At 40.3% G+C, this 21,512-nt stretch carries 18 protein-coding genes and 1 riboswitch; of the genes, 3 read left to right on the forward strand and 15 right to left on the reverse strand.

What is annotated here, in order from left to right; translation table 11 throughout:
- Positions 1 to 279: 279 nt before the first annotated feature.
- The 8 genes from EDD74_RS02480 to EDD74_RS02515 form a co-directional block, all read right to left on the reverse strand.
- Positions 280 to 2,496, reverse strand: a complete 2,217-nt coding sequence (locus EDD74_RS02480; RefSeq protein WP_116442238.1) for an ABC transporter permease — start codon at positions 2,494 to 2,496, stop codon at positions 280 to 282.
- Positions 2,486 to 3,253 carry an ABC transporter ATP-binding protein gene (locus tag EDD74_RS02485; protein WP_116442239.1) on the reverse strand — a complete coding sequence of 256 codons (768 nt, stop codon included), beginning with the start codon at positions 3,251 to 3,253 and terminating at the stop codon, positions 2,486 to 2,488. Before EDD74_RS02485 ends, EDD74_RS02480 begins: the two co-directional genes overlap by 11 nt.
- 109 nt (positions 3,254 to 3,362) lie before the next feature.
- On the reverse strand, positions 3,363 to 4,376 hold the full coding sequence (locus tag EDD74_RS02490) for a sensor histidine kinase (RefSeq protein ID WP_116442240.1): 1,014 nt from the start codon (positions 4,374 to 4,376) through the stop codon (positions 3,363 to 3,365).
- Positions 4,373 to 5,041 (reverse strand): response regulator transcription factor, encoded by a 669-nt coding sequence (locus EDD74_RS02495; protein WP_116442241.1) that lies wholly within the window; start codon positions 5,039 to 5,041, stop codon positions 4,373 to 4,375. Before EDD74_RS02495 ends, EDD74_RS02490 begins: the two co-directional genes overlap by 4 nt.
- Positions 5,042 to 5,113: 72 nt before the next feature.
- Complete coding sequence (locus tag EDD74_RS02500) at positions 5,114 to 7,327, reverse strand: ABC transporter permease (RefSeq protein WP_116442242.1); 2,214 nt, start codon at positions 7,325 to 7,327, stop codon at positions 5,114 to 5,116.
- Between the two features lie 232 nt (positions 7,328 to 7,559).
- On the reverse strand, positions 7,560 to 7,775 hold the full coding sequence (locus EDD74_RS02505; RefSeq protein WP_116442243.1) for a helix-turn-helix domain-containing protein: 216 nt from the start codon (positions 7,773 to 7,775) through the stop codon (positions 7,560 to 7,562).
- Between the two features lie 12 nt (positions 7,776 to 7,787).
- Entirely contained in the window at positions 7,788 to 8,294 is a 507-nt protein-coding gene (locus EDD74_RS02510) for a DUF2975 domain-containing protein (RefSeq protein WP_016440543.1), read from the reverse strand.
- A gap of 103 nt (positions 8,295 to 8,397) precedes the next feature.
- Positions 8,398 to 8,925 carry a hypothetical protein gene (locus tag EDD74_RS02515; RefSeq protein WP_116442244.1) on the reverse strand — a complete coding sequence of 176 codons (528 nt, stop codon included), beginning with the start codon at positions 8,923 to 8,925 and terminating at the stop codon, positions 8,398 to 8,400.
- A 488-nt stretch (positions 8,926 to 9,413) separates the two neighbouring features.
- A riboswitch (PreQ1 riboswitch) is annotated at positions 9,414 to 9,458 on the forward strand.
- Between the two features lie 50 nt (positions 9,459 to 9,508).
- Here EDD74_RS02515 and EDD74_RS02525 point away from each other — a divergent pair.
- Genes EDD74_RS02525 through EDD74_RS02535 form a run of 3 tightly spaced genes read left to right on the forward strand, consistent with a single transcriptional unit; the run spans position 9,509 to position 11,788 of the window.
- Positions 9,509 to 10,528: a nucleoside hydrolase gene (locus EDD74_RS02525; protein WP_116442245.1), complete on the forward strand. Its 1,020-nt coding sequence runs from the start codon at positions 9,509 to 9,511 to the stop codon at positions 10,526 to 10,528.
- Complete coding sequence (locus EDD74_RS02530; RefSeq protein WP_008975641.1) at positions 10,525 to 11,112, forward strand: ECF transporter S component; 588 nt, start codon at positions 10,525 to 10,527, stop codon at positions 11,110 to 11,112. Before EDD74_RS02525 ends, EDD74_RS02530 begins: the two co-directional genes overlap by 4 nt.
- On the forward strand, positions 11,099 to 11,788 hold the full coding sequence (locus EDD74_RS02535; protein ID WP_116442246.1) for a radical SAM protein: 690 nt from the start codon (positions 11,099 to 11,101) through the stop codon (positions 11,786 to 11,788). The genes EDD74_RS02530 and EDD74_RS02535 overlap by 14 nt, the downstream gene beginning before the upstream one ends.
- A gap of 68 nt (positions 11,789 to 11,856) precedes the next feature.
- On the opposite strand, the gene EDD74_RS02540 is transcribed toward EDD74_RS02535, so the two are convergent.
- From EDD74_RS02540 to EDD74_RS02570, 7 genes are all read right to left on the reverse strand, one after another.
- Positions 11,857 to 13,803 carry an oxidoreductase gene (locus tag EDD74_RS02540; RefSeq protein ID WP_116442247.1) on the reverse strand — a complete coding sequence of 649 codons (1,947 nt, stop codon included), beginning with the start codon at positions 13,801 to 13,803 and terminating at the stop codon, positions 11,857 to 11,859.
- Positions 13,804 to 14,050: 247 nt separating this feature from the next.
- Positions 14,051 to 15,112: a helix-turn-helix transcriptional regulator gene (locus EDD74_RS02545; protein ID WP_116442248.1), complete on the reverse strand. Its 1,062-nt coding sequence runs from the start codon at positions 15,110 to 15,112 to the stop codon at positions 14,051 to 14,053.
- A gap of 35 nt (positions 15,113 to 15,147) precedes the next feature.
- Positions 15,148 to 17,007, reverse strand: coding sequence for a DUF5696 domain-containing protein (locus tag EDD74_RS02550; protein WP_116442249.1), 1,860 nt, complete (start codon positions 17,005 to 17,007; stop codon positions 15,148 to 15,150).
- A gap of 224 nt (positions 17,008 to 17,231) precedes the next feature.
- The gene (gene fucO, locus EDD74_RS02555; protein ID WP_008975636.1) at positions 17,232 to 18,377 is read right to left on the reverse strand and encodes a lactaldehyde reductase; all 1,146 of its coding nucleotides are present in this window, start codon (positions 18,375 to 18,377) and stop codon (positions 17,232 to 17,234) included.
- Positions 18,378 to 18,505: 128 nt separating this feature from the next.
- Complete coding sequence (locus EDD74_RS02560; protein ID WP_008975635.1) at positions 18,506 to 19,093, reverse strand: TetR/AcrR family transcriptional regulator C-terminal domain-containing protein; 588 nt, start codon at positions 19,091 to 19,093, stop codon at positions 18,506 to 18,508.
- Between the two features lie 202 nt (positions 19,094 to 19,295).
- Positions 19,296 to 19,991: a class II aldolase/adducin family protein gene (locus tag EDD74_RS02565; RefSeq protein ID WP_116442250.1), complete on the reverse strand. Its 696-nt coding sequence runs from the start codon at positions 19,989 to 19,991 to the stop codon at positions 19,296 to 19,298.
- Complete coding sequence (locus EDD74_RS02570; RefSeq protein ID WP_116442251.1) at positions 19,988 to 21,484, reverse strand: rhamnulokinase; 1,497 nt, start codon at positions 21,482 to 21,484, stop codon at positions 19,988 to 19,990. Before EDD74_RS02570 ends, EDD74_RS02565 begins: the two co-directional genes overlap by 4 nt.
- Between the last annotated feature and the right edge of the window lie 28 nt (positions 21,485 to 21,512).

Consider the following 21,512-nt stretch of genomic DNA (forward strand, 5'->3'; position numbering starts at 1 on the left):
CAGTATTGGAGAAGTATCGTCAGCGACTATACAAAAGTATATTGAGAGTCAGGGTTAATGGCTAAAGATTCACAAGGCTCCTCCCACCACCTGAAGGTAGTGGGTTTCCGTCTATGGCAAACGAAAGGATTTAATTTATGAAATCATTTTGAATATTTATTAATGACAAGAAAGGCAGGAAATCTAAATGAACTGCTTCCAGTTTCTTATTCTCCGTATACTGACAGGATACAAGCACACGCTCTAGATGGTCAGGCTTCCCATCCTCATATTCTACAGTCATACGTTACATTTCCCCTCCTGTCCTTGTGAAATGGACTTTCGGAATAATATCCAGGTGCTGGTGAAATAACAGATCAATAAAGCAAACAAAATAATCAAAATAGTTCCTACTTGCTGCAACAATTTCCAAGCGCCGATATACGTTCTAATCTGTATGGAAAATCCAATAAATAAAAACAGTATAAATGCACTGGATATGAGAAGAGCTACCATAACAGGGACTCCGAACCAAATCCCTAATTGTTTTAATACCAACCTGCGGATATGGTTTTCCTCCACTCCCATATTCCTTAAAACCTGAAAGCGATACCGATACTTTCCAGAATCAGATAATTGCTGCAGAGATAGAATTGTAAAACATATAACAAATAAAATAATTGCACTATAAATCAATCCTGTCTGTACAATGAAGATCAATGCAGAAGTATCATTTCTTTCAATTGTTTTTGTAGTGACAGAATAAACCTCCTGTCCATCCATCGGCATATATTCATGGAAATAATCCGTTAATTGTTCGGCGTCTGCATAAGAAAGCGGACTTTCTGTCATGATATACCGATAAGAATTTGCGACCGTCAGCTTATCACACGTCAAATCAGGTAGAATCAGAACAACATTTTGATTACTGTATATTACTTCTCCTAGTTCCTCTGTTTTCGGTTCAATGGCAGAAAGAATCAGTTCTCCATTATCTGTAGCGATCCTGTCGTACTGGGTTTCAAAAGTTTCCATTGTACTTTTCGGTGTAATAGATAACCACTGTGTTGAAAATTCATTTTCAGCAAGAGAAATTTTCTCATATCCAAACATTTCCATCAAGTGGTTATAATCAGACAAGGAAATAGCTGTAATTGCACTCTGCCCATGAACATCCGAGGCTTTCAAAAAGTATGTTGAAAAAGTACAGTCGTCTTTCAAAGTAATGCGCTTTTCCTCAAAAAACGAATCCAAAAATGTGTAATCTGTTTCAGGCAATAATTTTACATTCTCTGCAGCTGTATAATCGGAATCAATTTGAATATCATATACCACTCTCTTATCTAAAAATCCCTGTGCCCATTCCACCAAGAAAGGGGTAAGTAAAAATAGAGAAATAGATAATGTCAAAGTCAAACAGATTAAAGTCATTGACAGTGTATTTGATCCTAATTTTGATAAAATCTGTCCGAAGAAAAACAGATTTTCATCTTTATACTTTACTCGTAGACTACGATTTTTCAAGACCAGAAGTCCATCACTGAATACAACAAAAAATACACTGACAAGAAATATCAGACACCAGATGATAAAGGCCAGATATAAATTAAATGCCCCCTTATCCATCGGAAGAGCAAAATACATTTTCCAGACAGGAAGCAGACTTACGGTTATCATTTCTGCAAATCCGACCACTCCAACCATAAGCAGATATTTTACATGGCTGCTAGATTTTCGTATCTTCTTTTCAGCAATTCCCAAGCCTACCATAACAAAAGGTATTACAATACTGATTAAAACCCATATTTGAATTGCTGTTTGAAACTCATCAGTAAGGTAATAAGTCAATGTCCTGATACTATAAATCCCCATCAGAAAAAACAAAATAAAATTAACTTTTAAAACCTTCTCCACCCATTTATGAGTTGTGGAAAATGCTTCATTTTTTCGATCTGCATGAAGCATATCAATGATTTTTATCTTTCTGATAGTATGGATCTGAAACAGTCCTACGACTGCAAAACAAGCGCCAAAAAAGAAAACGGTCAGAAACACCGTATCCGGAAACAACATAAACGAAAATACAAATGGTTTCTGAAAAACCTGCAGCAACATGGCAGTAATAAATTGTGAGAAAATGACTCCCAATACAATTCCTAACACCAGTGAGAAAAGTCCCATTACCAATGTTTCTATAAAGAAAAGACCGGCAATCATTGATTGCTCCATTCCCATGATACTCTGCACTGCGAATTCTTTTTGCTGATTCCTTATCATAAACCGATTGACATACTGCACCAGAAAAATCAAAAGCATGGTAATTAATATAATCACCAGCAACATTCCGTCTCCTAACACCTCCAGATTAAACTCCGCACCAATATCTGGTCTATAATAACGGCTGGTAATCGACAAAAATGCGTAAAATAAGGAGATGCAGGCAGTTAGTGTCATAATATAAATCAAATAATCTTTTATAGAACGTTTTACATTTTGAAATGCCAATCTAAAGTACATCACTTATCCCGCCTCCCATCATGGTAAGAACATTCAGGATTTTATCAAAAAATACCTTACGGGTGTCCCTGCCTTTTAAGATTTCAGTGAAGATTACACCGTCACGTAAAAATAAAATCCGATTGGCATAGCTTGCCGAAAATGCATCATGTGTAACCATCAGAATGGTTGCACCCAGATTCTCATTCATACTCTGCATGGTAGATAAAAGCATCTGAGATGAGTGGCTGTCCAAGGCCCCTGTAGGTTCATCAGCCAAAATCAGCTTCGGGTGATTGATAATTGCTCTTGCACAAGCACATCTCTGCTTCTGTCCACCGGAAACCTGATATGGATATTTATCCAAAATATCGGCAATATTCAGACTTTTTGCAATCTCTTCCACTCTTGGTTCTATTTCCCCAACCGGAATGTGGTTAATCGTCAGAGCCAGAGCAATATTCTCACGAATGGTTAAAGTATCCAGCAAGTTAAAGTCTTGGAAAATAAATCCCAGATTTTCTCTCCGGAACTTTGCAATCGCCTTTTCTTTTATCTCAGTTACATCTGTACCATCCAAATAAATGTGCCCTGCGCTTACCGTATCTATGGTAGAAATGCAGTTCAGCATCGTTGTTTTTCCTGATCCTGACGCACCCATAATCCCTAGAAATTCACCTTCCTGCACAGAAAAATCAATATCCTGAATCGCTTTTGTTACATTGCCTTCATTTCCATAAAATTTTTGAATATGGTCTAATTTTAAAATTTCTTTCATGATACTCACCTCGTCTTTTGATATTATTATTGTAACGGATTTCTGCCTGTGTTTGTATCAAGTTTTCTAACAAACTTCTAACAAAAATGTAAGAAATGCAGGGCTTTTCTCAGCCCTGCACCTGATGAATAAAATGATTGATTTGAAAGGACAGGATCATTGTCGTTCCTGTCTCGCCTGACTGGGCGGCAATTCCAATTCCCAGCTTATCACAAAGTCTTTTGCAAAGATAAAGTCCGATACCGGTTGCATTTTGCCGGATACGTCCATTTTTCCCGGTAAAACCTTTCTCAAAAATACGGGGCAGATCATTTGCACAGATCCCGATTCCATGATCTTCTACAAAAAGAAAAATCTGATCTCCCTGCACCTTGGTATAAAAGTGCAATACGGGATGCTCCCGGCTGTATTTTACAGCATTGACAATCAACTGATCCAGAATAAACCGGAGCCATTTGTCATCCGAATAAACCGTCAGTTCACTTTCTTCCGTCTCTAAAGCAACCTGATTCTGCAATAAAAGATACTTGTTATCTGCAATCGCCTGATGCACCACATCAAATAACCGGATTTCCTGAACAGAATAATCCTTTTCCGTATATTCACTACGGGCATAATAAAGCGCCTGTTCTGTAAAGCGATTGGTTTTTTCCAGTTCCCTCATCATTTCTCTTGTAAAAGGCTCTTTATGATTTTCACACAATAGTTTCATTGCAGTAATCGGTGTTTTGATTTCATGGATCCACTGCTCAATATATTCTCGATACTCCTGTCTCTCCCTTGCTACTGTTCCAATCTGTTCCAGCATAGATTTGGACGCCATTTTTAAGAGTTGAAAATAAACCTGTTCTTCGGCATGTTCCGGTTCCGGAAGCATCTCTGACAACAAGTATTTTTCTTCCAGTCCTTCTGCCATCTTTACTAATTTATTTAATCTCCTTTTTCGCTGATGATAGGTAAACGTCAGTACACCAGCCAGTAACATCGTCCAGATGATAAGAATCACTGCAATACTATCTGCATTATTTCCGACAAAGAGCAGAAAAACTGACAGCAATACCATACAAACGATATTGATGAGGAAAAGGGGGATTTTGTCTTTCCAATACTGTTTTCCATTCATAGTGTATACCCCTGACGGTGTTTCGTTTTAATAAAGTCTTTAACGCCGATCTTTGATAATTTTTCTCTGATACGTCCAATATTTACACTCAATGCATTATCATCTACATAGAGCTGATTGTCCCATAAATATTCAATGAGATCTGCTCTTGTGCAGATGGTTCCGGCATGTTCAAATAGATAGTACATAATCTTCAGTTCATTTTTTGTGAGTTCTGTTTGCTTTCCTTCCGCTTCGATTGTTCCAGTCTCTAAAGATAAAGAAACACCTTGATAAGTCAGATGTCTGCTTTGTGTATCAGGATAAGCACGTTTCAGCAAGGAAGCAATTTTCGCAAGTAAAATGGCTGTGTGATAGGGCTTTGTGATAAAAGCATCTCCTCCAAGCATAATACTGTTCAATTCATCCATATCCGTATTGCAGCTGGTAACAAAGATAATCGGAGCCTGTGAAAAACTCCGAATGCCGGAACAAATGGTAAACCCATTTTCTTGCGGCAATTTAATATCCAATAAAATCAAATGTGGATTTATTTTTCGCACCTGTTCTGTTACATCAGAAAAATCTTCAATAGCAGATGTGTGATATTTATTTCCCTCCAGTACTGTTTGCAGTTCTTTACGGATCACCGGATCATCTTCAATAATTAAAATTTCTGTATTCATAACAATCCTCCTAAACTGCATTATAACATAATACAGCTAAAATTGGAGCAAGTTTCCCTGCCCCAATTCGTTTTATTCCGTGATAGATCTCCGAAACAATATCCAAGTACTTAGAAAATAACATAGCAGTAAGAGTATAAGAATGGATATCGTAATGGATACTTGCGTAATTAAAGCTCCAATTCCGATATAAGCGGAAATTTCAACGGAAACGGATTGCAAGAAGTACTCCACAACAATAGCAGAAACTATAATGGATACCACTACCGGCAAACCAAACCATACACTTAACTGTTTCCTTACAAGACTTTTTATATCCTGTTCCTCGACACCCAACTTGCGAAGTACTCCAAAACGGTAACGATACTGTCCGGCATCCAAAAGCTGCTGTAAAGATAAGATAGTAAGACATATTACCATTAAAACCACCGCACCATAAATCATCGCCGTCTTCAGAATGAAGTTCATCCCCTTTGCCTCATTGACTTGCAGCGTACTTAATCGAATATAATACCCAACACCATTTTCTGAAAGTTCCGGATATGCCTTTATAAACTTGTTTTCTAAGGCTGCTGCATCTGAATAAGAAAGTTCTCCTGAGGTCTGGATATAGCGATTCCGATTGACAGAAAGAAGATTTTGGCAAATGTTGTCAGGAAACACATATACAACTTGCGTATAGGAATTGTATAAGGTTTCACCCATCGCTTCTTGATGACTGGCCTGTTCAGAAAGTGTCAGTCTTCCGGCATCGGTGTCTACTATTGCATGACTACGTATAAACTCCTCTTGTTCATCCGTTGTTACAGCCATATGCCACTGGGTTGTAAATTCATTTTCCTCAAGCGTGACCGTCTTATATCCCAGCATTTCTCGAATAGCATTATAATCGCTAAGAGAAATAGCAACCACAGGAAACTCATGCTTTACACGGCTATGAAAATCTTCGCGATTTGGAAGGTAAAGACTAAAAGTACAGTCTGCATTTGTCGCAATTCCTTCTTCTGCCAAAAATTCTGTTACCAACTCATAATCTCCTACTGGCAAGTCGGCTTCTTCATCCACATTATTATATCGAGAATTGATCTGCACATCATACATGGATCGGCTATCCAAATATCCCATACTCCATTCGGTCAGTATTGGTGCAATTATGAACATAAGAATGGCCGTTGTCAGAGTGATGCAGATCAAGGTCATTGTTTTTGTCGTTGTCGAGAGCTTAGATATGATCTGTCCAAAGAAAAACAGGTTATTCCCTTGATACCTGTGTGCGGGAGCTTTGCTTTTCCATACAACAATTGCACTGCTGGACAGATAAATAATTCCGCATATCAAAAAAAGTAAGTCTGCAACAACGAACATCAAATATTGATTAATTGTACCTGCGCCAAGGGTTAGATAATACTTGCTTTCAAAAACCGGTACAAGAGCCGAAAATACAGTATTGGGAACTGTACAGACTAATAGACCGATAAGCAAAGTTTGCAATGTCCATACTTTCTTTTTGCACAGCCAAGTGAACGACCAAAACAAAGTGAGCGCCGGGAACATGATATTTCCCCAAAATAGAATATGAATCGGAAAAGCAAATCGCGGATCAAAGAAAAAAATCATCTTTTGAATCCCTGTTTCCAACATCCATATAGAAAGCGCCAAGTAGATTACAAGAATCGTCGGCATAAACCGATTTTTCTTCAAATCCGGTTCATTTTGTCTATCCGCAGACAGCATATCTATAATCTTAATCTTACGAATAGTACGGACATTAAACAGTCCAACTACAAAAAAACTGATTGTAAAAAAACCGACTGTCCAAAGAACAGTATCCGGGAACAGTGTCCATGTCAGCTCATAACTCTGACCATAAGAAGCCAGCAGCATAGCGGACATAAATTGCGAACATAGCACGCCAAGAGCAATGCCAATGACAATCGATACAGCTCCCATCAAAAAAGTTTCAGCAAAAAAGAGCCAACTGATTGTTTTCTGCTCCATCCCCATAATAGATTGTACTGCAAATTCCTTTTGCCTACGCCGCAGCATATAGTTATTTACATAGCGTATCAGGAACAATAACAACAGGGTGATTGCACAAACTGCCAATTGGATACCATCGCTAAATGCTGTAATCTCATAAGCTGTTCCAATATCTGGATGATAATAGCTGCTGGATATGGATAGAAACGCATAAAACAAAGTAACGCAGATCGTCAAGGTAACAATGTAGATTAGATAGTCCTTCGCAGAGCGTTTTGCATTTTGGAAAATCAATTTAGCATACATCGTTTTTCCCACCTTCCATCAGAGTATTTATCCCGTTTCAAGATTGTGTCCATATCGTTTCCTCCTTCTTTACTTCTTTTTATTATAATGGATGAGAGCATTCTTTTGTATCAAGTTTTCTTACAAAATTCTAACAAAAACGTAAGAAATGCAGGGCTTTTCAGCCCTGCATAGGAAATCGGTTAATGTGAAAAGAAAGTATGGCAGTCGTTCCGCAATACAACCTAGCTTTTTACTCTTCCGCGTCTTTCTGATATTCTAATATATCCCCCGGCTGGCAATCCAGCACTTTGCAAATAGCATTCAACGTAGAAAAACGAATAGCACTTACTTTCCCTGTTTTAATTTTAGATAAGTTGACATTTGCAATACCAACCTTTTCCGCGAGTTCGTTTAGGCTTATCTTTCTATCCGCCATCATTCTATCAAGTCTTAAAATTATTGCCATATCAAATCTCCTTTATATCATTTCATCTACTTCTTGCTGTAATTCACATCCATAATCAAAAATAAGGGAAATACAAAACAAGATGAGGGCGAATAACCCACACATAAAAAAAGATGAAAATGCCATTTTAAAAACAGAGAGTACGGAAAAAACAGCAAAAATCAGAACATACATTGCAATTTTTCGTATCTGAATAGCTGTTTTAGCTGTAAAAGGAGAATTTCCTTTGCCAATACATCCAAATATTCTTTTGGCATTATATAGTGCTAAAAAGATACAGATAAACTCTCCAAGGCAACAAAAGAAGAAAAATACGCATTGCCCAAAGCTAAGAGATTGTCCCGCCTGAACAGCAGTTGCCCACGCCTCACGGAACATTTCCGGAGAAAAAAGCTGAGTGCAAACGATAACCATAATTCCAAGCAATAGCGATACACTTAATATACCGAAAATAATGCAGCCAATGTTAAGAAGTATGGAGATAAAACGAGCAGATTTTTTCAAAGTTTTTTGTTTCATAAGATGCAGCTCCTTTCATTTCTTAATTCACAGTATAGCATTATTTTTATCTTTTTCAATTATAATTTAATGATAAACATAAATTTTTTTTTTACTTTTTACGCTATTTTTGTACAATCATTCCATTTAGTTCTTCCCGAATATATTGGAAAATCCGCTCATCGCCACTCTTCGTATCAAAAATTGTTTCTAAATGTTTATATAGATAGAACCATAGTCCCACCACTGGAAGTAAGAGAAATATCGTAGGAAAACTGCTTCCTGCTATAAAAAAAATAGCTACAGTCATTGCCGTAAGAAAGAGCAATGTCAAAATTTTTATCCTTGGAAGAATACGGAATGTGCCAATGATCCGCATGCCATACACTTCTTCGATAACCGTTCCTTCAAATAGAATTCCATTGCTTTTCATAATACCGGCAGACGCTTTCAGTCGAAGACAATCATTTGAAAAATCTGATAATATTTGATGACGGTATGCTTCATTTTCTATGCAAAGAGGATAAGTGGTTTCTTTTAATCTCCGGCGTAATGTTTCCTTTTGAAGCGGAATCACAATTTCATACTTCGTTTGCTCCGTGTTGTCCCTCCATTCCGTCCCACTCGGAAAAGCGATGCAGTTCTTTTTCATTTATAGTCCCCCTCTTTTTTCTTTCTCAAGCCAACAAAGCAGCTCTTGATAGCCTGGATATAGAGCATCTACAAACGTGAGTTTTTCCCCGTTTTGATAAAAAATAATTTTCTCATTGTTTTCCCCTGTGAAACGATATACAATATCGTCTCGGTGAAAGTCTGCCTTTTGAAACAACGTTTCTATCCGCATGTATGCACCTTTGATCAGTATCCTCTTTTCCCTACAATAAAGTCGCAGAAAACCAAAAACTGTTCTTTTGACATCATAAAGATTTCTCCCATCCTACACACAATTTTTCTGTCAAAAAATTTACAGAGCAAACAGTATATGAAATAGTATGCAAGTATTATAACATTTTCAAGGAAACTATTCCAATACAAACATTCCAAAACGTATAAACGTTTCCTCATAAAACACTGTACATGCACTCTATTTTGTGCTATACTCTACATCGCATTTATAAAATCAGAAGGGATTTCTTACCCTCTGGACTGGTTCGTGAACTTCCCAGTATAAAAAACCAAGTATCTCATACTGTAGCTCTCTGAGCACAGAATCAAAAAGTAAAGGAGATTGGAGAATGAATGCTAAAAAAGTCATTATTGACTGTGATCCCGGGATCGATGACGCGCTTGCGCTGATGTTGGCACTTTGCTCACCCGAATTAGAAGTTTTAGGGATCACAGTTGTCTCTGGAAATGTACCGGCAAAAAAAGGTGTGGCAAATGCTAAAAAAGTCCTTCACTGGATGAACCGCCCGGACATTCCTGTTTATCTTGGAGAAGAACTGCCACTTGTCCGCCCTTACGTGGATGCCATGGATACCCATGGGGAAGACGGTCTCGGCGAATCTAATTACCCTGAAATTACTAATCAAATCATGGATGAAAGTGGTGTGGAGTTTCTTACCCACACACTGAAAAATGCTGCCCAAACCAATGACCCGGTGTCGATCATTGCACTCGGGCCTCTTACAAACCTTGCAAAAGTGATCCAAGAGGATCCACAAAGTCTTGCCGGACTTGGGGAATTGATCAGCATGGGCGGAAGTTATCAAAGTCACGGAAACTGTTCACCTGTTGCAGAATACAACTACTGGTGTGATCCTCATGCAGCAGAAATCGTATACCGTGCATTTGAAGACCTGCCTGTCTGCCAGGATAAAAAAATTCATATGGTCGGATTAGATGTGACAAGAAAAATTGTTCTGACTCCCAACATCTTAGAATATATGTGCTATGTGAATCCACAGATAGGTGAGCGGATCCGAAAGATTACCCGGTTCTATTTTGACTTCCACTGGAAACAAGAAGGTGTCATCGGCTGTGTTATCAATGATCCTCTTGCAGTGGCCTATTTTGTAGACCGTACACTCTGCAGTGGTATCGATGCCTGTACGAGAATTGCAACAGACGGGCTTTGCATCGGTCAGAGTGTCGTAGATGGATTTGATTTCTGGCATGGACACAAAAACAGTCACGTTCTGACCAAAACTTCTCCTCTGGCATTTATGCAGATGTTTTTTGACAGAGTTCTTGGAGTGCATCCTAAGGTAAGCTGTTCTGTCTTAGAGCAGATTATGAAAGGAGACTCACAATGAGAAAATTTTCGACAAATAAGCTTTGTCTTCTCGCACTTTGTTCTGTAATCAACCTCATCGGAGGGCATATCGCGCTGCTGTTTCGGCTTCCGGTTTATCTGGATTCTCTTGGAACTGTATTCGCAGCAGCTCTGATGGGACCTCTTTCGGGAATGATCCCGGGGATCATAAGCAATCTCATTGGAGGCGTGACTACTGATATTTATGCTCTTTATTACTTACCTGTTCAGATGATCACCGGTGGGATTGCAGGACTTCTCTTTCAGAAAATATCATTTCACGATAGGAAAAGGTTGATAAAAATCCTGCTTGGAGCAGGAATCGTCAGCATTCCCGGAACCGTCATCAGTTCTTCCATCACCGCGATCGTGTTTGGCGGAATTACTTCTTCGGGATCCACACTTTTGGTACAACTGCTCCATCATCTTGGTCTGGGATTAACTGCCAGTGTCTGTATCGTACAAGGATTGACAGACTATGCAGACAGAGCCATTGTTCTTGCTTTAACTGTTGCTCTTCTGGCTGTAGTTCCTTCTTCCATCAAAATAGCTGCAGATAAGGAGAAATCTCATGGAAAGGTATAATAAGATCACCAATAAAAATCCCCGCGAAATCGTACTTCTGAAAGGCAAACCATGTGCCTGGGGCAAATGCCGATTCTGTGATTATATTGATGACAATTCCCGGGATATTGATACAATAAATGATTTGAACTATGAAATTCTCTCTCGTGTCACAGGGGAACTCGGAGTGTTGGAAGTCATCAACTCTGGAAGCTGTTTCGAACTTCCAAAAGAAACATTAAAAATGATCAAAGATATCATCATCGAAAAGCAGATTCACCGTCTATTTTTTGAAGCTCACTGGATGTATCGGAAACATTTGCAAAAAATGCGGGAGTATATGGGAATTCCAATTACTTTTAAGATTGGTGTAGAGACATTTGATCGGAGCTTTCGGGAAGACTATTTAAATAAACATGCTAATTTTGATTCCCCGGAAGAAGTCCGAAAATACTTTGACTCCCCGTGTCTGATGGTTGGGATCAAAGGGCAGACAAAAGAAATGATTGATTATGACATCCAAATGCTGAAGATGCATTTTGAACTAGGCACGGTCAATGTGTTTACAAATAACAGTACCGATGTAAAAAGAGATCCGGAACTGGTAGACTGGTTTATGAATAAATATGCGTATCTTTTAGAAGATCCAAGTGTAGAAGTGTTATATGAAAAGACAGATTTTGGTGTAGGGGACTGAGAATAACTCTCGTCCCCTGTTTTAGAATAAATAGCTTCTTTATTACTTTACATTATATCCGCTATCTGTTAAATTTCTCTTGCAATCTGATATCCTTCTGTAATTGCATCTTTGATATTTCCTACCTTCTTTGCATCTCCGATCAAATGGTAAGAAACATTTGCTTTTTTAAGCGTTTCTTCTAATTTCGAATCTGGTCGGTATCCCATCGCAAGCACAAGTGTATCTGCATCCGAGATACAGTGTTCTTCACCATTCTCTGTATAGTAGATTTTCTCTGCTTCTACCTTTTCTACCTTTGCCTTACAGTGAATCTGAATTCCTTTTTTCATCATCCGTTGTGTCAGAAGGCTTCTGCCCGGACCAGATTCCTGGAGCATGATCCCATCTGCCATCTCCAACAAGATGATTTCACGATTTCTCGGGAAGAGATCATTGACAAGCGGAGCAAGATAGTCTGCAGTTTCACACCCTACAGATCCCCCGCCGATCACTACTACTTTCCTTCCGGCAAACGCTTTTCCTGCAAGAATATCGTCTGCAGTCACACAATGCTTAAATGCAGTAAATGCATTTACTACAATTGGATCCGCACCCGTTCCTGCAATGACTTCATATCCTGCGAATTCATTTTTCAGCATTTCCTCTGTCACTTCACAGTTCAGAAGGATTTCTACACCTTCCCGGGTAAGTTTTCTCTCCATATATTGAATCACTTTCGTCAATTCCTGTTTTGCGATCGGAACTGCTGCAAGTTTTACAAGTCCACCAAGACTATCACTTTTCTCGCACAATACTACTTCATGTCCGCGTTTTTTTGCAACGAAAGCAGCCTCCATGCCTGCCGGCCCTCCTCCGATCACAAGCACTTGTTTCTTTTCTTGTGCAGCCGGAATATTATCCTCGTTTTCCAGTTCCAGAGATGGATTAACAGTACATGCGACACGTTTTCCAAACATGATGCCATTTAGGCAACGAAGACATCCAATGCAAGGACGGATTTCATCTTCTCTTCCCTCACAAGCTTTCTGTACAAATTCTGGATCACAGAGGTTTGCGCGTCCGATCATGCAAATATCTGCTTTTCCATTTGCAATCAATTCTTCTGCGAACCATGGCTCTGTGATGCGCCCTACGGTCGCAACCGGGATCGATACTTGTTTTTTGATCTCTTCTCCGACTTTGCTGTGGGATCCCAGCGGTGTTCCCGGTGCAGGGATCGAACTTCCTCGCATAATTGTAGTTCCTCCGGATACATGGATGAAATCAACCCCAGCTTTTTCTAACTGTTTTGCTACATAGACAGCATCATTTAAGTTCTGACCTCCGTCTGTATATTCATCACCGGAAATGCGGACATCAATGATGAAATCCTTTCCGCACATTTTTCTGACTTCCTCAATGACCTCCAATGTCAGACGCAGTCTGCCGTGGATGTCTCCGCCGTAAGCATCTGTTCTCTTATTGTAGAGCGGGGAAAGGAATCCTCCAAGTAAGCCGTGAGCATGGGCTGCATGGATTTCTACTCCGTCACCGCCAGCCTGCTTCACACGGAATGCAGCTTCCCCGAACTGTCTGATGATCACTTTCAGTTCTTCTATAGTCACAGCTCTTGGAGCTTCTTTTGCATAGTAAGGACCAACATTGGACGGAGCGATCAACTGCGGAGTCCCCGGTATCGGAAATGCCATATAAGCTGGATGAAATAACTGTGGAAGAATTTTGGCACCATATTTATGAACTGCGTCGGTCAGTTTCTTCCAACCCGGAATGTAAGAATCGTCGCAAATAGACATATCTCCCGGCAGATAAATATAAGTAGGCTCTACGGTAGTGACTTCCGTAATGATCAGACCAACTCCACCTTTTGCACGTGCCGCATAATGCTCCACCAACTCATCTGTGACATAACCTTTGTCAGCAAGATTTGTAGAAATCGGCGGCATAAATACACGGTTTTTTACTGTTGTCGTTCCAATCTGAATTGGGGAAAATAAATGTTCGTAAGAATTCATAATTTGTATCTCCTTCGTATTCATTTGTTCTTGCTCTTATTGTACCATGTCTTTCTTTTCCAAACCCGCCCTTTCAGATACATCAGCAGGCAGATTTTGTCCTATTTTCATATGAGATTACAATTTTTTTTGAAAATCTGTGCCGATTTTATCTTTACTTATCCGAAATTTTCCAGACAAAACAAAAGAGAAATCTTCTGCTATTTTTTATTCCTGCAAAAAATTTCTCTCTGCCTCTTTCGATTTTTTATGTTTCCTCAAAAAATACTTCTATTTTTCCATTTGCTGCAACTGTAACATCGCTCCACATTTCTTTTATCTGGCAGCAGAACTTCTCTTGCTCCTTCCAGATCACAAGCTTTGCATCTTCATACACCATCTGTCTGTTTCCTTCTACAAGATGAGAAAGCAGACTTTTCTGCTCTTCATCCAACTGCATAACTCTTCCTTCCTCATCTTTGCTGTACTTGAGATTTTGTCTAAACTGCCTGCGGTAAGCACTGGGCAGAATTCCGTAGAGCTCTCGGAACGTTTTTGTATAAGCTTTTCCATTTGGCATTCCGCATTCAAGAGCAATCTGTTCAATCTGCTCCTTTCCCTCCAACAACGCTTCCAGCGAGGCCCGCACACGAACATAAGATAAATATTTACTAAACGGAATCCCCATATATTTTTTCAAAAGTTTGGAAGTATAAGATAAGCTGAAAGAAAGCTGATCTGCTACGTCTTGAAGCGTCAAAGGTTCTTTAAAATGTTCATCAATGTACTTGATTGCTTTAAGATAATTCTCCTGATACTCCGATTGAAGTGGAAGCTCCTCCAACGAAATATTTTCGCGAGCTGAAAAACAAACAAGTTCTGCCATCAACACATTCAATCGCAGCAGATTACTTTGACCATCCATCAACATCTTTACAAGCTCTCCGATCTTACGCTTCAATGGAAAATAGACAGAAGGATTCTTCTGGCTGTTAAAAACTCCCGAATAAAACTGCCCTTTTACTTCTCCTGTCATCGACTCCGGCATACGATCAAAGTCGATATGGATTGTCAGAATTTTTCCGTCATCTTTCCCACAGCGTTTTCTGAGCAGATGCATTTCATAAGGTGCAATGAGGATCAATTCTTCCTTGTGGACAATGGTAGAAAACTGTTCTGTCACAGCTTCATATTCTCCACAGAGCACATAGGAAAGTTCTAGACTGCTCTGCCTTGTAAAAACATTTTGTGAAAATCCATTGATGCTAAGGCTCAAAGGATAACCGAACTTCTGCCCGGAAAAATCATAATATCCATTCATATCTTTCATAATTTCAGATCCTTTCGCTGTATACTGTGACTGTTTCAGTTCTGATGAATCTGATAAGTTCCCGCCTCAAGATCTACGGTTACTTCTGTCCCGTCAGCAAAGACAGTTCTTTGTTTCTTATAATTTCCATCTAAAAATTCATGGCGCACCATCTCAGAATAAGCAACCTTTTCCTGAAGTTGTGCCACAGTCCGATAGCGCTCAATCTCCTTTTCGAGTTCCTTTCCTTCTGCTTCGCAGTTTAAGTATGCGGCTCCACCGTTTAAAAGTGCATACAGCATATAGTCCCCTTCGGGCTGATCTGCATCCATCATCCATGGAACTACCATACAGTCATGGTATACAAGGTTAAATAGCGGAACCGGAACCCCAAGCATCGAACCCTTTTCTTCTACCATAAATGAATACGGGCTGTAATGGGCAGTCACAAGACTTGGCACTGCCCAGTCTATCGTCTCCTCGGAACTTGCAATAATTTCATTTGCGTTTAGAAAATCAAAACATTTTTTCCGATATTCCAGACATTCTTTTCGTGTCATTGTATGCCACGGATGCGCGCATTCATCCGGCTCGTTGCAGGTAAAGACATCCAGATACGTTCCTTCCAGCTGAATTCCTTGACGAAAAAGTTCTGTAAAGTTTCTTCTCAAGTAAAGTGGAGACTGGCTTGCACAGATGTATGTCTGCCATCCTCCTGCCCAACGGCAAAAATCCGGTTTTTTCCCTTCCGGAGAAATCATGGAGAATTCAGGATCATACGTCTTTGCATCAAAATAATAATCGCGGTACTGATCGTGGATTGCAAAAATATAATTCATCTCTTTCATAGATTTCGACAGTGATCGCATTCCTTCCCATCCACCGGCTTCCTCACAAGCAGGCAGATAATCCGGATGCTGGTTATCATATCCTGGGTTTCCCCATCCATCCAGATGCAGATAAACTTTTTCCAGTCCATGTTCTTTTAATTTCCTCATCTGCGCTTCTCTTACTGCAAACGGAATCACTTCATCATTTTTTTCTGGATGTTCTTTATCATAATAGAAAGAATCTGGCGATACATGTGTCTTAATTCCAGTATGTACGATAGCAGAACCGATAAATTTGTCTACAACCGGATTTTTTGCTGCTTTTTCTTTTAACGTAACAAGCAGTGCGTTCTCCTTCGCGTAAGCTCTATATACTTTACATAGATCATTATAGTCGGCATTCTTTAAGAAACGATATTTGATGGTACGCTTATAAGAAAGCTTTCCAAGGCTCGGAAGCCATCTGACAGATACATGACAATAATCAGACTGTTCCGGATGTTCTACCTGATATCCGGCATCCCACGGATCACAGACAATCCCGATATACGCAGCTCCACATCTGACCTGTCCAAACCATGGCATAAATGCCCCTGCACTGCACATTTGCCCGTCAAATACGATTTTTCCGGCATCATATTTCCAGTCATTTGGGATCAGTAAGCCCTGACGGTTTGTAATTACGGTATACCAATCGCTTGTCTTTTTGCGAAACTCCATCTGCCCCGGCCAGTAAAAATTTCCAATGCACTGCTCTGATTCTGTAAGAGGATTCAGCTCAAAGAAGATATCCTCCGTCGCATACTCAATCCAGATGACTGTCTGAAAACTTAAAGTATCCTCTTTCCCCGAAAGATGAAAACCGGAAAATACACTTCTGATCCCACAGCCGACACCGGTATTCCACGAAAAGTGTTCTAGTTTTCCAGCCTGATGAAAATATATTTTTTTATCATTTACATAAAAATGTGGCTGATACGTCTTTTCTGAACGCCATGTTTCGCCATGTGCTGTAATCTCGATGCCGAGCGTTTCTGTGTTCAGAACAAGCGCTGTACTCTGATGACTTACTTTGATTTCACTCATATCTAAATTCCCTCACTCTTTTTCTTTTCTCTTTTCCTACCAATACATCAAACATCTTTGATAGACTGTTTTCAGAACATTATAGCATAAATCCCGATTCTGCGAAACAAAAACAGAGAGGAGACTCTATTTCCTAATACTCCTCTCTGCGATACCTTCTTTCATTAATAAAGGTGGATACTATCTCTTGCAAATAGATCAAGTCCTGTTATAAAAATCTTTCCCTACATCAATTTTCTAAACAGTTCTTTCAAATCTTCTACGCTTGCATCTTTTGGATTTCCCGGAGCGCATGCATCTGCATGAGCTGACTCAGCAAGGAACTGAAGATCTTCTTCTTTCAGTGCCTCCAGTTTTGTCGGGATTCCAACGTCCACGGAAAGTTTCTGTACAGCATCCACAGCTGCTTTCCGATATTCCTCGACAGACATCTCATCGACACCTTTCACTCCCATTGCCCGCGCGATTTCACGGTATTTTTCTCCCGAACACTCTGCATTATACTCCATAACGATCGGAAGCATCATCGCACATGCAACACCATGCGGGGTATCATAAACAGCACCAAGTGTATGTGCCATAGAGTGGGCAATTCCAAGACCGACATTTGAGAAGCCCATTCCTGCAATATACTGTCCAAGCGCCATTCCTTCACGTCCTTCTTTTTCGTTTGCTACCGCGCTTCTCAACGATTTTGCAATGATTTCAATCGCTTTTAAATGGAACATGTCTGTCATTTCCCATGCTGCTTTTGTTGTGTATCCTTCAATCGCATGTGTCAATGCATCCATACCAGTGGATGCAGTCAGCCCTTTCGGCATAGAAGACATCATATCAGGATCTACAATTGCAACAACTGGCATGTCGTGTGGGTCTACACAGACAAATTTTCTTTTTCTCTCCACATCTGTAATGACATAGTTGATTGTAACTTCTGCTGCAGTTCCTGCCGTTGTCGGAACAGCGATGATCGGAACACACGGTTTTGTTGTAGGCGCAACACCTTCCAGACTTCTGACATCTTCAAACTCTGGGTTTGCGATAATAATGCCGATTGCCTTTGCGGTATCCATTGAAGAGCCTCCGCCGATTGCAACAATATAGTCTGCGTTTGCCGCTTTAAATGCCTTGACACCATTTTGCACATTCTCAATTGTCGGATTTGCTTTAATATCAGAATACATCTCATAAGCAAGTCCTGCCTCTTCGAGTACACTTGTCACCTTTCCTGTTACTCCAAATTGGATCAGATCCGGATCCGAGCAGACAAATGCCTTCTTAAATGACCGGGCTTTTGCCTCTGTTGCGATTTCTTTGATCGCTCCTGCTCCGTGATAGGATGTCTCGTTTAACATAATTCTGTTTGCCATTGTCCTCAATCTCCTTTTCTCTGATATAGCATGTTTTCTTTACTCTATGCCTATCTCATCTTTCTTTTGTTTACATTTTAACAATTCTTTTTCCAAATAGAAAGTTACAAAAAAGGAAATCTGTCACTTTACAAAAGTTTCAGCTTTTTGAATATAGCAGAAAGTTCTTCGGGCATCGCGGCAACAAGCAGTGATGCAAGCTCTTCCGGTGTCCCTTTCCATTGTCCCAGCAGCCACTGTACAGTCATATAGATCGATCCGTGACAATACATTTCCAATAAAAATCGAACGCGATCGGAAATCTGCCTTTGCGTATTCTGCTCAATTTTCTCTGTATAAAACTGGAGAATCAACTGAAAGTCATGATCCCTCAGACAATTCTGGTCATCATTTTTGAATGCTGCCCGGAAAAACATCTTCTCCTGACGAATATAACAAAACTTATTGACAAGTCCCTCATAGATGGTCTCTCCTTCTCCCATGTGTTCAAATGACTCCAGGAGAATTTTGTCAAAATACCAATTGATCAGATCGTATTTGTCCTTGAAATTTCGATAAAAGGTCTGCCTTGTTATACCACACGCCTCCACAATCTCTTTGACGGTAATTTTTTCCACGGGCGCCGTTTTCATGCATTGTTTCATCGCATCCGCAAGCCGGTATTTCATGCGGTCAGTATTTTTTCCGTATGCATTGCTGTCACACAAATATTCCATAGGTATTGCTCCCTCTTTTACCACAAATCTTTTTCCTCTCTCTTCTCTGCTTTTAGACAGATTTTGTCTCTTTCTAAGTTCATCTTTCTGTCAAAAATCCTTAAATTCATTATATACACATTGTCTGAAGAACACAAGAAAAAAGCCGGCACGCTGTATGATTTGGTACCGGTCTTTTCTCTTGTTTTATTGTTTTTTATTTTTAGATGGTCGGCTCCTCATGATATTTCCGATATCCCGGATGTCTGCCCGTAACCTGATACTGCTCTCTCATAGAGATCAGACGGTCGATATTCTGGCGAGAAAGTTCCCTGGCACCTCCGAGTAATTTTGCATTTAAGGAAATCTGCGCAAACAATTCCAGTGTTTCCATCCGGTAATATGCCCCGATGATATCCGGCCCTACTGCCAGTGCGCCATGATTCTGTAAAAGCATCGCATCATGATCGGCAAGATACGGAGCGATCGCTTCAGGTACTTCCTCTGTGGAAGGTGTTCCGTAAGGAGTAACCGGAACGGAGCCGAGGGAGATCACAGTTTCAATCATCGAATAATCATCCAGCGGAATGTTTGCCACTGCAAACCCGGTCGCCACCGGCGGATGTGCGTGCAGCACTGCTCCGACATCTTCTCTTTCTCTGTAGCAGCGCAGATGCATTTTAATCTCCGAAGAAGGACGCAGTCCCGGTTCTCCGTCAAGAACCTTCCCATTTTTATCAATACGGACAAGTTTCTCCGGTGTAATAAAACTTTTGCTCATACCTGTAGGGGTTGCAAGAAATGTCCCATCTTCTAATCGAACGGAAACATTTCCATCGTTGGCTGCCACCCATCCTTTTTGCCACATTTTATGACACACATCACAGATCTGTTCTCTTAACTCTCTATACTCTTTCATAATATGTTGTCCTCTCTCACTTTTACTGTATGTTTCCAGATTTCATATATTTCATCCCACACTTCGGTATCCGAAGGCTCGTATCGTTTAAGATCTTCTGAAGTTCTGATCAGACCACGAAGCTCCTTTACATCTTTTACTTCCTGCTCTGCAATGAGCTGCATCCCAAGATTTCCGTATACCGTTGCTTCCTGTGGGCCAGTGATAACCGGTACCTTGCAGGCATTGGCCGTCATCTGACAGAGCAGATTGCTTTGGATCCCTCCACCCACCATATAGATCGCCCGATATTTTTTTTGCGTACAATCTTGAATTTCTTCCATTGCATTTCTGTAACAAAGTGCAAGACTCTCATCGATTCCTCTGACAATTGCTCCCGGTGTTTCGGGAATGTTCTGTCCGCTCTCTTGACAAAATCTTTGAATTCTCTTTGGCATATTTCCTTCCGGGAGAAAAATCGGTGCATCCGGGTCTAACAGACAGCAAAACGGTTTTGCAGATTTTGCCATGTCCTCGAGCTCTCCAAAGGAATACGCCTGTCCTTCCCGCATCCATTGCCTGCGGCTCTCCTGAATCATCCACAATCCCACAATATTTTTCAAAAAGGAAATTTTATTTTCACAGCCGCCTTCATTTGTCATTCCGTAGGAAAATGCTTTCTCATTGATCAGCGGCTCCTTTAACTCCGTCCCAAATAATGACCATGTACCACAACTCAAAAACAGAAAATCCTCTTCTTCTGCCGGAATTGCCGCCATAGCACTCTGCGTATCGTGACCTGCCACCGTAATAACCTTCAATGACTTCACACCAAGTTCCTGACTCAGCTCTCTTCGGAGCATTCCAAGCGGTATGCCAGGCATGGAGATATCTGGAAACAGTCTTCTGGAAATCCCTGCTGCTTTTAAGATTTCTTCTGACCAGCTTTTTCCTCTCGCATCCAGAAGCTGTGAAGTGGAAGCAATCGAATATTCCGCAGTCCTTTCTCCTGATAGAAAATACCCGAACAAATCCGGCAGAAACAAAACTTGCCCTGCCATCCCAAACAAGTCTTTTCGGATCTTTTTCTCTGCCAGGAGCTGATAGAAAGTATTGATCTCCATAAACTGGCTTCCTGTAATTTCATACAAAAAGGACTCTTCTATCTGTGCAGTAGCTTCTCTTCGCATTCCGCTGGTACGCAGATCACGATAATGGATTGGATTTGTAAGAAGTTGTCCGCTTTGATCAAGCAGACCATAATCGACACCCCAGGTATCAATTCCGATGCTGTCTGTGTTCCCTCCTGCTTTTAATATTCCTTTTTTCAGTTCACAGAACAATCTGAGGAAATCCCAGCACATCACGGAAGTCTCTTTGCCCCACAAAGTCACCGGTTCATTTGCAAAACGATGTATTTCTTCCAGAGAAATCCGGTTTCCGTCAAAATTTCCTTTTACCACTCTTCCGCTGGAACCTCCAAAATCGGCCGCCAGCATGTGCTTTTCTGCCATTTTCTATCCTTCTTTCTACTTTTTAGTC

The sequence above is a fragment of the Faecalimonas umbilicata genome, assembly GCF_004346095.1.
Taxonomy (GTDB): Bacteria; Bacillota; Clostridia; order Lachnospirales; family Lachnospiraceae; genus Faecalimonas; species Faecalimonas umbilicata.

Coding starts and splice junctions, on each gene's coding strand:
- EDD74_RS02480 (WP_116442238.1), bottom strand. CDS start 2,496: ATGTACTTTAGATTGGCATTTCAAAATGTAAAACGTTCTATAAAAGAT.
- EDD74_RS02485 (WP_116442239.1), bottom strand. CDS start 3,253: ATGAAAGAAATTTTAAAATTAGACCATATTCAAAAATTTTATGGAAAT.
- EDD74_RS02490 (WP_116442240.1), bottom strand. CDS start 4,376: ATGAATGGAAAACAGTATTGGAAAGACAAAATCCCCCTTTTCCTCATC.
- EDD74_RS02495 (WP_116442241.1), bottom strand. CDS start 5,041: ATGAATACAGAAATTTTAATTATTGAAGATGATCCGGTGATCCGTAAA.
- EDD74_RS02500 (WP_116442242.1), bottom strand. CDS start 7,327: ATGTATGCTAAATTGATTTTCCAAAATGCAAAACGCTCTGCGAAGGAC.
- EDD74_RS02505 (WP_116442243.1), bottom strand. CDS start 7,775: ATGGCAATAATTTTAAGACTTGATAGAATGATGGCGGATAGAAAGATA.
- EDD74_RS02510 (WP_016440543.1), bottom strand. CDS start 8,294: ATGAAACAAAAAACTTTGAAAAAATCTGCTCGTTTTATCTCCATACTT.
- EDD74_RS02515 (WP_116442244.1), bottom strand. CDS start 8,925: ATGAAAAAGAACTGCATCGCTTTTCCGAGTGGGACGGAATGGAGGGAC.
- EDD74_RS02525 (WP_116442245.1), top strand. CDS start 9,509: ATGAATGCTAAAAAAGTCATTATTGACTGTGATCCCGGGATCGATGAC.
- EDD74_RS02530 (WP_008975641.1), top strand. CDS start 10,525: ATGAGAAAATTTTCGACAAATAAGCTTTGTCTTCTCGCACTTTGTTCT.
- EDD74_RS02535 (WP_116442246.1), top strand. CDS start 11,099: ATGGAAAGGTATAATAAGATCACCAATAAAAATCCCCGCGAAATCGTA.
- EDD74_RS02540 (WP_116442247.1), bottom strand. CDS start 13,803: ATGAATTCTTACGAACATTTATTTTCCCCAATTCAGATTGGAACGACA.
- EDD74_RS02545 (WP_116442248.1), bottom strand. CDS start 15,112: ATGAAAGATATGAATGGATATTATGATTTTTCCGGGCAGAAGTTCGGT.
- EDD74_RS02550 (WP_116442249.1), bottom strand. CDS start 17,007: ATGAGTGAAATCAAAGTAAGTCATCAGAGTACAGCGCTTGTTCTGAAC.
- fucO (WP_008975636.1), bottom strand. CDS start 18,377: ATGGCAAACAGAATTATGTTAAACGAGACATCCTATCACGGAGCAGGA.
- EDD74_RS02560 (WP_008975635.1), bottom strand. CDS start 19,093: ATGGAATATTTGTGTGACAGCAATGCATACGGAAAAAATACTGACCGC.
- EDD74_RS02565 (WP_116442250.1), bottom strand. CDS start 19,991: ATGAAAGAGTATAGAGAGTTAAGAGAACAGATCTGTGATGTGTGTCAT.
- EDD74_RS02570 (WP_116442251.1), bottom strand. CDS start 21,484: ATGGCAGAAAAGCACATGCTGGCGGCCGATTTTGGAGGTTCCAGCGGA.